Raw genomic sequence first — 12,498 nt, forward strand, 5'->3', positions numbered from 1 at the left:
TAGATACTTTGTAAATGTTTAAACTAAGTTTAAAAGAGGTAAATAGAGTCACGAAAAACTAGATTAGGCATTTTACTTGCCCATATTCTAACTTTCATGAATCAATCGAAAATCCACAATAAATCTAGCGCTGTTTGCTCAAAAGTCCAAGCGAAGTTTCACTGATAGCCTATAACCAGCTTTGGATAACTAATAGATATTCTCGGTGAATTTACAGGAAGTTGCCTTTAAAAACACTTTTTAAGAATCGCAGTTTTACACTTGACACTATTGCAGTAAGAATACAGCGATCGCCTAAAAAAAACTCCCTAAAATAAAAAGATTTGGAGCTATAGTAACCCCAAACCTTTTACTAACAATTGAATAAAGCTTACATTGTGAGAGATTGCGGATTTGTCTCAATCAATTTAGCTAAATCTTGTAAAAAGGCAGCAGCATGAGTACCGTAGATAATTCGGTGATCGCAGGTTATATTGACTTGCATCTGTTGCCGAACACCGAACATACCATCGATCGCAACTACTTGCGATTGTGCAGCACCAACTGCGAGAATCGCACCCTGACCAGGGGGCAAAATTGCATCAAAGCGATCTACACCAAACATTCCTAAATTAGACAGCGTAAAAGTACCGCTATTGTATTCTTCAGGTTGTAATTGTTTTAGACGAGCGCGATCGACTAGGGATTTCCAATGACGGGATAACGAATAGATATCAATTTGATCGGCATTTTGCAATACTGGCGTGATTAATCCTCCATCATCCATAGCAACAGCAACAGCAATATTAATCGCACTACGATATTGAATACCTTGCTCTGAGTAGCTGGCATTTACCAGAGGATGTTTTTGCAAAGTAACTGCAACAGCTTTTGCTAAAAGTGCAGTCATCGTGACGCCCTTAGACTTGATCTGTTTATACAGCTTGTCTAGCTCATTGGTAGTAATCGTGTAGCCTACGTGGAAAGTAGGTACTTGTAAACTCGCTACCATGTTCCGCACTACAGCATTTTGCAGTGTATTCAAAGGTACGACTTGACCAGATGCAGCGGTAGCTACTGGGGCTGGGGCTGGAGTCGGTGCAGGCGCACTTTTAACTGTTGGTGTTGGTGCTACAGGAGCCTTAGTTTGAGCTGGTGTTGGTTGTCTACCTGCTGCTGCTTCGATGTCTTGTGCCACAATTCGACCATGAGGACCACTACCTTGCAGATGACTCACATCGACTTTGAGTTCCTTAGCGAGTTTCCGCGCCCGTGGAGATACCATCACTCGTCCAGCACGATGTTCAGCACCGTTTTGGGAAGATCCAGCAGTGTTATCAGCAATTGCAACAGTGGTTGTAACATCTGCGACTTGTCCTGGAGAAGTTGTCGCCTCGGCTGCAGTTGGCGTCTTACCCCCAGATTGAGCTTGCTGTTTAACCGTTTCAATTTCGGCTTCGGTTTCAGCTAAAAGTGCGATCGCCGAACCTACAGGAGCAGTATCTCCTGATTCAACTAAAATTGTCGCGACATAACCTTCATAAAAGGACTCAACATCCATATCAGCTTTGTCGGATTCGACAATCACGACTGTTTCGCCTTTGTCCACTTTGTCACCAGGCGATTTGACCCAAGAGACTATTTTCCCTTCAGTCATTGTCGAACTAAGCGCAGGCATAAATATTTCGTGAATCATGAAGCGAGATCCTGAGAAGAGAAAGTAAAGATTAGTGTGTAGAGGTCAGGGGTCAGGGGTCAGAGGTCAGGGAGTTTAAGAGAGTTATGAGAATTCTTTGTAATTCAAAACGTGCTAAGGCACTGTTACGCTAACAAAATTCACGCATTCAAAACTAATTACTATTCACTAGCCACTCATCACTCACCCCTCACCCTTGATTAAATATCGCCGCGAATTTCTTGGACAACTCCATCACGTAGTAAAATTTCTACTTGCAATTTGCCAATTAGGTTGTCGCCAATTGTAGTGCTAAAAATGCCTTCAATTTGAAATTGGTTGACTTCCTGTTCAAGTTCGAGTAGCTGCACTTGTTGCAGATTTTGCAAGCTTTGATTTTTCTGTTCAAGGAGTTCGCTTTTTTGCTGATTCACTTGCAACTGAATATTTTCAATTTGTTGCAGTGTTTGAGGACCAGGAGGCTGTAAACTCTGCTTTTGAATTTCTGCGATCGCCCGCTGTCCCTGCATTTCCAACTGTTGTAACTGGGTGTCTACAGTATTGATTTGGGCTTGCAGTTGTTGCTGTACTTCTTCTTTCCAGCGGGGAGTCACAACAGCTTTAACATTAACGGCGCGTTTTAAGAGTAACTGTGGTTTGGATGCATCCATAGGATTTTGGCGATCGCGATTATATATTTAAAGTAAAATTAGGCAAACATCTTGTTAATGATATCGCGATAATGTTCTGTCACAACCGGACGTTTAATTTTTAAAGTTTGAGTCATCATGCCATTTTCTAGAGAAAATGGTTCCAAAATCAATTCAAATGAACCAATTCGGTCATCTGGACGATAACCTGGGCGATTTTTGACTTCCCGATTCAGTTCTTGGCGGAGTAAGTTCTGGATTGTTTTACTATTTAAGTCAAGTTCGGTATCGATATTCTGACTAGCAGCCCATTGTTGTAAAGCTTCAAGATTAGGAACAATTAAAGCACCGAGAGATTTTTGATCTTGTCCGACAAGCATAATCTGATCAATATAGGGCGATCGCAAACACGCATCTTCAATCGGTTGTGGTTCAATATTCTCGCCATTCGTCAACACTATCGTATCTTTGGCTCTTCCTGTAATCACTAAATCATCCTCTGGCGTTACCCAACCGAGATCGCCTGTATCAAACCAGCCTTCGGAATCAATTGCTTTCGCTGTGGCTTCGGGATTTTGATAATAACCTTGCATAATTTGAGGTCCCCGCACCATCACTAACCCTCGTTCTCCTTGGGGTAGAGGTTGACGAGTTTCCGGATCGACAATACGCACTTGTGTCCCTGGTAATGGTTGTCCTGATGCGCCTCGTAAGTTCCGCCATTGGCGACGCGCATTTGTCACAGGGGAGGTTTCTGTCAATCCGTACCCTACTAGCACTTCAACACCAATAATTTCAAAAAAGTTTTCGAGGTGCATCGCTAAGGAACCGCCACCGCTAATTACTTGCTTGAGTTGTCCGCCGGTTGCTTCACGAACTTTCTGATAGACTATCTTTTCACCCAAAGAATGAATTGGAGACAATGCAGTTGCTTGCACAGAAGCACTGAGACGTTCTGACATACTAGGATTTAAAGAATTTAAGCTTAACCCATGGACAATTCTACGGGCTTCGACAAACTGCTGACTCTTACTGAGGAAAAAGTCAATTAATCGCTGCTTGTTAGCTGGTTGTTCGCGGAACTGTTTTTTGACTCCTTCATAAATTGATTCCCATAGTCGGGGTACGCCAACCATGTAATTTGGCTTGAATTCGCGAATGTCTTTTTTAACTTGACGGATATTGGTATAGATTTGAGTGCATCCTTGAGAAAGCAAGAAATATTCGCCAGTGCGTTCGTAGACGTGCCAGGTTGGTAAAATGCTGAGGATGCGATCGCCCGCTTGTGGCTGCACAATAGCTCCTAGGGTTTCAACTTGATGCAACAAGTTACCATGTGTAAGCATGACACCCTTGGGTTTACCTGTCGTGCCAGAAGTGTACATCAGTGTTGCCAACGTTTCCCGATTTTGTTGCACTGGCTGTAACGGTTGATTTTCACCCAATGACATAAATTGCGGAAAGTTCAGCACTTTTAACGATGCATCAGCTTCTGGGGCTTCATCTGAGAGTAAAATGATAACTGAAATTGGCAGAGAAGCTAAATCAGCACGGAGTTTTTGTAGTGTCTGCTGATTTTCGACAACTAAGGCGATACTGCCACTATTTTCTAAAATAAATAATAATTCCTGCCGCTCGGCTTGAGAACTCCGGACAACGTTTGCTGCTCCTGATGCAATAATTCCTTGATCGGCAATAAACCAACGTGGGCTATTATCAGCAATTAAAGCGATGCGAGGAGGTACGCCGTTTTGCCCCTCTCCAACTTGTAAAGCTTGTAAAGCTGCTGCAAACTGCTGAATTTGTTGATACAACTGCGTATATGTAATAACAGTTTCTGGCACAGCGTGAGGATCTTGCAGTGCAACTGTCTTGCCAAATCGCTGTTGTGCTAATTGCCAGATTTCTGGCAAAGATTGTACTGAAGAGTAATCTATTAAACGCTTCAAGCAATAGCGTTCTTGTTCCGTAAAATTGTAAGACATATTCGATGCAGGGCGGTTCATTAACGTATCCTCAATCGCCAGATCAATCCGCTACTTTTACAAATTACTCTGCTATCGCCATAATTTCCACAAATTGTAAAGAGATTACAAGATGCTTAAGTCATCGAAAAAAATTGCGATCGCCTTGCATAAGTTGAAAAATACGTTTGACTACTTAAGTAAATGAAATACATAGTACTTCTTAAAAATTGAAGATGACAAGCGTGATTTATCTGATTGATATATCAACTGATTACTATGGCGAAATATATAAATTAGTTTTTTAGAAAACGAAGTGACTATTTATTGTTAAATATAAATAAAAGTGAAGTTTTAACTACTTGTTATTTTGATTTGGAATTCACAATGCGATCGCAAAACTAGCTTCCCAAGAGTCCAGTTATTTACAAAACTTAAATTCAGGTTAGCTTATATCAACTAAAAGAAATTCAAAAGTCGCGATATCATCTGTTGTTTACTTTTTGCTGCAAACTAAAGAAATAAGAAAACCGTTAGTGCGCAACGCTTAATCTTTACATTTGCAACGAGGTATCAAGGCATGAATTTTATCGATTGTGCATTACTCACAGTGTTTAATACCGCAGTATGTATTGCTTTACCTAGGTTGCTTTCAGCAGCACAGACTCCCAAAGCTAAGCGCGGTCGCGAAACACCTCCAACGGAGATTTGTACTGGACAAGCTGTAACAGTGAAAGTACATAGCTTTTCTTAACTGGATTTCAGATTATTCTCTGCGCCAAACACTGCGCACAAGGCGAATCTCATCATAAAGATATTCTCCTCCTAAGTAGTCGCGAATTTGACTCAGGGGTTTATCTCCAAGAATCTGCAAAGCTTGCCGAATTTTCTCTTGATGAGGCAAGGGAACCAAGCAATTTAAATCTACAGGTTGATTTTTCTCTAATAAGTCAGCAAGATGACGCACGATTGTCGTACGACGTAAGTTGCGTTGTTGGGCAATTTCTGCAATGCTTAATCCCTGCTGATGTAACTGCAAAGTCAGTCGTTCAGTTTCTGTAGGTAAGGTATTGGATACCTCGCAATAAGCTTGAATTTCGGCTAAAAACTCAGCACCATAACGGGCAAGTTTATGACTACCCACACCAGAAAGCTGAGCAAATTCAGTTAATGTTTTTGGCTGCTGCGTTGCCATTAGTTTAAGTGTAGAATCGGCAAAAATGACATAAGGAGGAACAGATTGTTCGTCTGCTAACTGTTTGCGTAAGTTGCGTAACCGTTGAAATAGCAACTCTATTTCTGCGACTGCAGAAGTATCTTGAGATTCGGTAGTAGATGCAGGTGTAGTAGCAGTCATTGCAACAAACACAGAACGTTGTCGTCGCATAACTTCCCAACTAAAAGCATTTAGCTTTAAAACAGAATAGCCATCGCTAGTTTGTGCAAGCAAACCTTGATGGAGAAGCGATCGCGCCAATATGCGCCAGTCATCCACGCTGCGCTCTTTGCCAATACCGTATGTAGACAGATTTTGGTGTCCGTTTTGGAGAATCTTGTGATTTTTGGCTCCGCGCAAGACATCGATGATGTAACTCATGCCAAATCTTTCTTTGCAACGCGCAACACAAGAAAGAAACTTCATTGCTTCAATCGTCCAATCTTGCGTTGGTTTGGGGTAACAGCAGTTATCGCAGTTGTCGCACCCTCCTGTAAATCTTTCTCCAAAATAGGCTAGTTGAATTGTGCGACGGCAATCTGTTCCTTCAGCATAATCAATGACTTGACGCAATTGTTGTTTAGCAATCCGCTGTTCTTGAGGATCGGGTTTTTGCGAGATCAGATACTCAATTGTTTTGATATCACCGTAGTTAAGAAACAGCGTACACTTTGCAGGTTCTCCATCGCGTCCTGCACGTCCTGACTCTTGGTAATAGCTTTCTAAGTTGCGTGGTAAGTCGTAGTGAATCACAAACCGTACATCAGGTTTATTAATTCCCATACCAAAGGCAATTGTTGCAACCATGACTTGCACGTCATCGCGAATAAATCTCGTTTGATTCTCAGTACGATCGCGATCGCTTAACCCAGCATGATAAGGTAATGCGGCAATACCATCGTTTTTAAGTTTGAAGGCAATTTCATCAACTCGACGACGGCTCAAACAGTAGATAATTCCTGAACCGGATTGTTGATGAATCAGTTGTAGTAATTGCTGATAGCTTTGTTTTTGCTTCGGCTGAACTTCGTAGAACAGATTTTGGCGGTTGAAGCTGGCAAGATGAATACTAGGTTGAATTAAACCCAACTGTTGAATGATATCTTGGCGTACGCGATCTGTTGCTGTGGCTGTAAGTGCTATCGTAGGTACGCCAGAAAAGCGTTGGCGCAGTTGTTTGAGCTGTCGATATTCTGGGCGAAAGTCATGTCCCCATTCAGATACACAATGCGCTTCATCAATTGCAAATGCAGCAATGCCAATTTGATGATGAACTAAATCGAGAAGTGGGAGAAACTTTTCACTGAGTAAGCGTTCGGGTGCGATATAGAGCAGTTTCACTTTACCACTGAGAATTGCTTGTTCGCGCGATCGCACTTGATATCCACTCAAGCTGCTATTGATGAACGTTGCGCCAATACCATTATCTTGCAATGCTTGTACTTGATCTTGCATCAAGGCAATCAAAGGAGACACAACGACAGTTAAACCTTTTTTTAAAAGTGCTGGTAGCTGAAAACACAGCGATTTACCGCCACCAGTAGGCATGACAACAAGTAAATCTCGATTTTGCAGCGCTTGTTCTACGATATATTGTTGCCCTGGGCGAAAGCTGTCGTAACCGAAATAATGTTTTAAAGCACTTTCTAAGGATGACAATTGAGGCATAGTAAATGTAGTCAAGGCTGCTATTTATATTTTCGCCGCATAATAAGGGTTAGATCCACTTCTTAATCAAAGAATCATATGCCAAAAGCAATCTGGAATGGGGCTATTTTAGCCGAAAGCGATCGCACTGAAGTTGTCGAAGGCAATCACTATTTTCCACCTGACAGCATCAATAAAGAGTATTTTAAAGACTCTTCTACTCACACAAGCTGCCCTTGGAAAGGCTTAGCAAGTTACTACAGCATTGAAGTTGATGGACAAGTCAATAAAGATGCTGCGTGGTATTATCCTGATGCCAAGGAGAAAGCAAAGAACATCGAAGGCTATATTGCCTTTTGGCGCGGTGTTAAAGTCGAATCTTAGTATTTAAGCTGTGGGGTAGGTATTTTGCCTGCCCATTAGCTGTTTTGAAGTATTTTAACAATTTCCGCTAAAGTTTCTTCAACTGAACGCGGTTGCCAACCTAATTGTTGACGGGCTTTAGTAGCATCAACACGGACGCAGCGATCGTAAATGTAGTGAACGCGTTCGCGACTTAAAGGTGGTTGCCATTTTAATACACGCCCGATGGGATCGAGAAGATTTCCTGCTAGCTGAACAACAGATTTGGGGGCTTCTTTAGGAACAGATATTCCGGTTTGTTGACTCAAGAATTCAAACATTTCCCGCGTAGAAAGTTCTCCAGCCGAAATAATATAGTGTTCTCCTGAAGGACTTTTCTCAGCAGCTAGTAGCATCGCATCAACTAAGTCATCAACATGAACAATACCCGTGATGCGATCGCCTCCTGCCCATAACTTTAAGCGACCTTTGAGAAATTGCTGTAATACTGGACCAAAATGCGGATCGTCTGCACCAAAGATTCCTGATGGTAAAATACTAACTACAGGAAGACCTTGAGAGGCAAACTCATCAACAATCTGCTGTGCTTGGTATTTTGTGCGATCGTATGCGGAGGAGAAATCAGTTTGTCGACGTTGAAATGTCTCATCAACAACTTCACCTTTGGTATCGCCAAAAATGCCAATCGTACTGCAATAAACAATTTTTGATACCCCTGATGCTTGGGCAACTTCCATGACTGCGAGGGTTCCTTCAACATTAACGCGCTGCATTTTGTCATCATCAACTAACCCTAATTCAACGTAAGCAGCAGTATGAAATACCGTATCAACACCTTGCATTGCACTTTGCAAAGCTTTGCGATCAGTAATGTCACCGTAGACTAGTTGCAACTTAGAATCGGCTAAACGGGATAAGTTACTTGACTTGCGCACTAAGCCGACAACTTGTGCGCCACGTTGTTCTAAAGCTTGAACTAAGTGAGAACCAGTAAAGCCATTGCTTCCTGTGACAAGTGCCTTCATAGGGCTTTTTCGTAAATCCGATACGTTTTATATATTTTGCCACCTGCGGCTTCAATCAATTTACGCGATGGGTAATTATCTTCGTACACCCAAGATAATTCCGCACGTTTGTAAGGTTTTCCTTTTTGAATTCCTCCTTGCATTCCGAGATAAATTAAAGCCAAAGGTACCATTTTCAAACGATACTCTGGCAGCGAGCAAATTGTAATCACTCGCCCTTGATCAATTTGACGACGATACCAGAGAAACTTGAGAATTCCCAACCAGTTTAATTTACCGTTGACGTGCTTCAGGGGAATGTTGTAATCAGGTAAACCCATGAAAAAGCCGATCATCTCGCCGTTATATTCTGCGATTGGGAACACATCAGGATCGACAATGCTTTGTAACTCTTTGGCTTCTTCCAGGAATTCGGCTTCGCTGCGGGGTGTAGAACTCCAGCTATGCGCAAATGCACGATTGAACAGGTGATAAATAGCGATCGCATCTTTCTCAAATTTTTCCCCCTTGGTGTTAATCGGGCGAAAATTAACACCTGATTTACCAGCAACACGGTGCGCTTTTTCAAACTCTTTGGGTAAAGGTTTATCTAAAGGAAAATCATACGCGTATGCATCTTTCGCTTTGTGCCATCCATCACGTTCAATAAACTCTGGGTAGTATGGCGGATTATATGGCATCATGACTAGCGGTGGAGAGTCAAAACCATCGACTAAAAAGAAGCAACGGTTATGCGTTGATAGATCGATAGGACCTCTAGCACGTTTCATTCCTTGCTTGCGCAACCACTCACTTGCTGCTGCTAACAATGCTTGCGCCACTTCAAAATCTGGAATGCATTCAAAATAGCCAATTAACCCAATACTTTCACCTTCGCGTTCAATCAAGCGCTGATTGACTGCGGCGACAATTCTACCTAAAGGTTGAGGGTTTTCTGTATCTTGGGATAGGGCAACAAACTGTTGCAGTTTTCCATACTGAGAGAAAGGATAATCGGAAGTAAATTCCTTCGCAATACTACTGCGAATTGGTGGTATCCAATACTGATTGTTGGCATGTATCTTTGCTGGCACATCCAAGAAGGTTTCTCTATCTTCTGGAGTCGTTACAGCACGAACCTGAAAATTTATTGATTGTGTAAGCACTTTGATTTTACCTAGCAATTAGTAGGCTAACAGCCAAAAATATTAAGCACTGAGCGTTGGTTTATAAAATAGATCTCTGGTAGCTACCATACCTGCAACTAAGCGATCCATCTCCTCCCGCGAATGCAAAGCATTGACAGTGATTCGCAAACGGGGTTTAGCAATAAACCAGATTGGAGATACCCATAGCCCATAGTTATGCATCAATTGCCGAGCAAAGATTTTCGGATTGATTTCAGATTGTAAGATAACAGGAACAACATTTGTTTCACCGAGCGCCACAAAATCATGCTCTGTAAGACGCGATCGCAAATATTGCGTATTGTCTTGCAGTTTCTGCACCAATTCAGGGCGTTGGCGTACTTGGCGAAGACTTTCTAATGCTGCAGCTGTTAAGGGTGGTGAGAGTGAAATTGTGCCAATTGACGTTGGTGACACGTTCAGGAGTGGTTTTAACTCAGCAACATGAGTGCTAATTGCGGCTCCTGCTGAGGCAGCAAATTTAGAGAAAGTCGTCATAATTATTGGGACTACGCCGCGTTCAATTGCCTGCGAGGGTAAAATACCAAAATGCTCATAAATCCCACGTCCTGTAGCTCCTAATGCACCGCTAGCATGAGCTTCATCCATTAATAGGACACTACCTTCATAGTGGTGGAGCACATTGAGCATATCGGGTAGTGGAGCAATATCGCCATCCATTGAGAATACTGCATCAGAGACGACTAAAATGCGATCGCCTGGTCGAGCATAGCGCTGTAACTTACGCCGCAAGTCCTCCATATCGCAATGACGGTAAGCTTTGACGCGCACTTGCGGGCTGTGACTAAACACTTTCCCTGAACGAGTTCCTGCATTAACAACGGCAGAAACAATACAGCCGTGATTCAGCACATCGGTGAGAATTAGCGTTTCACGGGTGTTTTGAAATCCTGGTACTGGAATTGCGAGGTGACAAAAGGCATCCATCATTGCTTGCATTGCCATCCACGCATTAAGAAATAACTGTGTATGCGGTAAATGCTTGAATGCAGATATTTCTTCTTCTAACTGTTGATGTAACGTGATACGCCCACTTAAAACTGATGTAGAACTATTTGATGTGCCATACTGAAGGATTGCATCAATCGCAGCTTGTTTAACCGCCTCGCATTGTACGAGTCCTAAAACGTCATTTGTGCAGAAAGTAAGAACTGTTTGTCTCTCACCTGTGTCTGCATCAGAAATCTCAACAAGATTACCTTGCTTATGATGACAAATGTACTCGTCGGGATCGAGTCCGCTTTCGTACCACCGCTGAACGTATTCTTTAATAACTTGCACTAATCTACTCCCCTCACCTTTATCCCAGATAGCTTATCCTGTTTGAATTAAGAAAATGTTGCCTTTGGTTAGGTAGTTAACGCTATCCAGGTTTAAAAAACCGTAGCATAGGACAAAAAGTAATAGTTTTTATGAATAAATTGTTAAGAACCGCTAGTAAGATTGGTAATTGATTCTTTCTCCTGACGTTGTAGGGACGATTGTATAGATTTTTGCATAAATTGTTCATGTTGCCGGATAATTAGTCGTTGAATAGCAATAATTGCTGGATTAATTTCTACATATCTGCGTTGAGGATTCACGAGATAGTTACGTTGCTCGCTTTCGATCATTTCAATGTCTTGCGCCAGAAACTTAGATAATACAAAGCGCTGAAGTAGAGGTATTAGTAATGGTTTGATAGGTTCTAGTACCCATTGTGGGAGGCGGACTTTGAAAAAGAATAGAGCAAATGAGCGACTTTCATTGCGATCTATCGGTAAGCGCATCAAGTACAAAGAAGAGACTCCTTGGAGTGAAGTGGCATAGTGTGGATAGCGATACTCTACTGTAATGGGCAACGTAGTTACAGTATCGGCGCGATCGCTTAAACCAAGAAACTTTGCCATGTGTCCTTTGTAGGAAACGTTGTATTCAGCGCGAACGGAAGTTTCAGTTTCTTTAAGACTAATTAAAACTGGGTCGAACCAGCCTTGTAATCCCTGATGCAAAAATCCATGAAACACATCCATCGTGTTTTCGTTGCAGATAGAAAAATGTGCTTGAAAATGAGCAGAAATTGGGACTACTAACCACTCACTTTCGGAAAACTCTGGAATATAGGGAATTTGACAAGATGCAGCCAGCTTTGGTTCCCCAGGAAAAATCCAAATTAAATTATATTTTTCTTGAATGCGATAACTGCGAACGGTTGCACGCGGTAATTTTTGTTTTTCTGGCAAGTAAGGAATTTTTACACAACTTCCTTCACCATCAAATTCCCAGCCGTGGTAAGCACAAGCAAGGTTACAACCGTGAACTTTACCTTTGTGTAAAGCAACGCCTTTGTGCGGACAAAAATCTTCTAGTGCATGCAGTTGACCGTTGATATCGCGGTAAATGGCGATCGCCTGCTGCCAGATGACGACAGATATAATTTCTCCAGGCTTGAGTTGATTTGCCCAACCTACCGCATACCAGTGATTCGGGTTAATTCCTACCTCACGGACAGCATTTTGCACAGTGTGGCTTGTGAGTGTTGTCGCCAGTTCCATAGACGAGTGCTGTTGGCTGTGTATGTGACAATATTTAGCCTCTCGCTGACTGAAAGTCAATCAGTTTTGGATTATTTACAACATTGCTGGAAGAACAACTTATTCATCAGGCGTGACTTCTAAAGATGCGATTGATTTCAATCAAATACACAACGCGATCGCAGTCTTGATTCCAAATAATGAGCAAATGTGGCAACTTATACCAGGTCATAAAAAAATTTGAGTTTTTACCTAGCAGGAGTGCGAGAGACATCACAA

Annotated in this window: 10 protein-coding genes; 2 read left to right on the forward strand and 8 right to left on the reverse strand. The window is 42.1% G+C overall.

Going from position 1 to position 12,498, the window contains the following annotated elements; all coding sequences use genetic code 11:
* Positions 1-370: 370 nt before the first annotated feature.
* From CSQ79_RS19630 to CSQ79_RS19640, 3 genes are all read right to left on the reverse strand, one after another.
* Entirely contained in the window at positions 371-1,675 is a 1,305-nt protein-coding gene (locus CSQ79_RS19630) for a dihydrolipoamide acetyltransferase family protein (RefSeq protein WP_099702848.1), read from the reverse strand.
* 200 nt (positions 1,676-1,875) lie between these two features.
* Positions 1,876-2,325 (reverse strand): YlqD family protein, encoded by a 450-nt coding sequence (locus tag CSQ79_RS19635; RefSeq protein WP_099702849.1) that lies wholly within the window; start codon positions 2,323-2,325, stop codon positions 1,876-1,878.
* A gap of 38 nt (positions 2,326-2,363) precedes the next feature.
* Positions 2,364-4,289, reverse strand: a complete 1,926-nt coding sequence (locus CSQ79_RS19640) for an AMP-dependent synthetase/ligase (protein ID WP_354000920.1) — start codon at positions 4,287-4,289, stop codon at positions 2,364-2,366.
* A gap of 559 nt (positions 4,290-4,848) precedes the next feature.
* Between CSQ79_RS19640 and CSQ79_RS28130 the strand changes: the two genes are divergently transcribed.
* Positions 4,849-5,022 (forward strand): hypothetical protein, encoded by a 174-nt coding sequence (locus tag CSQ79_RS28130; RefSeq protein WP_289501337.1) that lies wholly within the window; start codon positions 4,849-4,851, stop codon positions 5,020-5,022.
* Between the two features lie 12 nt (positions 5,023-5,034).
* Here the strand turns inward: CSQ79_RS28130 and recQ are convergent, their stop codons facing one another.
* Entirely contained in the window at positions 5,035-7,152 is a 2,118-nt protein-coding gene (gene recQ, locus CSQ79_RS19645; RefSeq protein WP_099702851.1) for a DNA helicase RecQ, read from the reverse strand.
* Positions 7,153-7,230: 78 nt separating this feature from the next.
* Between recQ and CSQ79_RS19650 the strand changes: the two genes are divergently transcribed.
* Positions 7,231-7,515, forward strand: coding sequence for a DUF427 domain-containing protein (locus tag CSQ79_RS19650; protein ID WP_099702852.1), 285 nt, complete (start codon positions 7,231-7,233; stop codon positions 7,513-7,515).
* A gap of 35 nt (positions 7,516-7,550) precedes the next feature.
* Here CSQ79_RS19650 and CSQ79_RS19655 read toward each other — a convergent pair whose 3' ends face one another.
* From CSQ79_RS19655 to CSQ79_RS19670, 4 genes are all read right to left on the reverse strand, one after another.
* On the reverse strand, positions 7,551-8,519 hold the full coding sequence (locus CSQ79_RS19655; RefSeq protein WP_099702853.1) for an NAD-dependent epimerase/dehydratase family protein: 969 nt from the start codon (positions 8,517-8,519) through the stop codon (positions 7,551-7,553).
* Positions 8,516-9,664 carry a hypothetical protein gene (locus CSQ79_RS19660; RefSeq protein WP_099702854.1) on the reverse strand — a complete coding sequence of 383 codons (1,149 nt, stop codon included), beginning with the start codon at positions 9,662-9,664 and terminating at the stop codon, positions 8,516-8,518. Before CSQ79_RS19660 ends, CSQ79_RS19655 begins: the two co-directional genes overlap by 4 nt.
* Before the next feature lie 42 nt (positions 9,665-9,706).
* Entirely contained in the window at positions 9,707-10,987 is a 1,281-nt protein-coding gene (locus tag CSQ79_RS19665) for an aminotransferase class I/II-fold pyridoxal phosphate-dependent enzyme (RefSeq protein ID WP_099702855.1), read from the reverse strand.
* 143 nt (positions 10,988-11,130) lie between these two features.
* Positions 11,131-12,240, reverse strand: a complete 1,110-nt coding sequence (locus CSQ79_RS19670) for an aromatic ring-hydroxylating dioxygenase subunit alpha (RefSeq protein WP_099702856.1) — start codon at positions 12,238-12,240, stop codon at positions 11,131-11,133.
* Positions 12,241-12,498 lie beyond the last annotated feature (258 nt).

The organism is Gloeocapsopsis sp. IPPAS B-1203 (assembly GCF_002749975.1).
Taxonomy (GTDB): Bacteria; Cyanobacteriota; Cyanobacteriia; order Cyanobacteriales; family Chroococcidiopsidaceae; genus Gloeocapsopsis.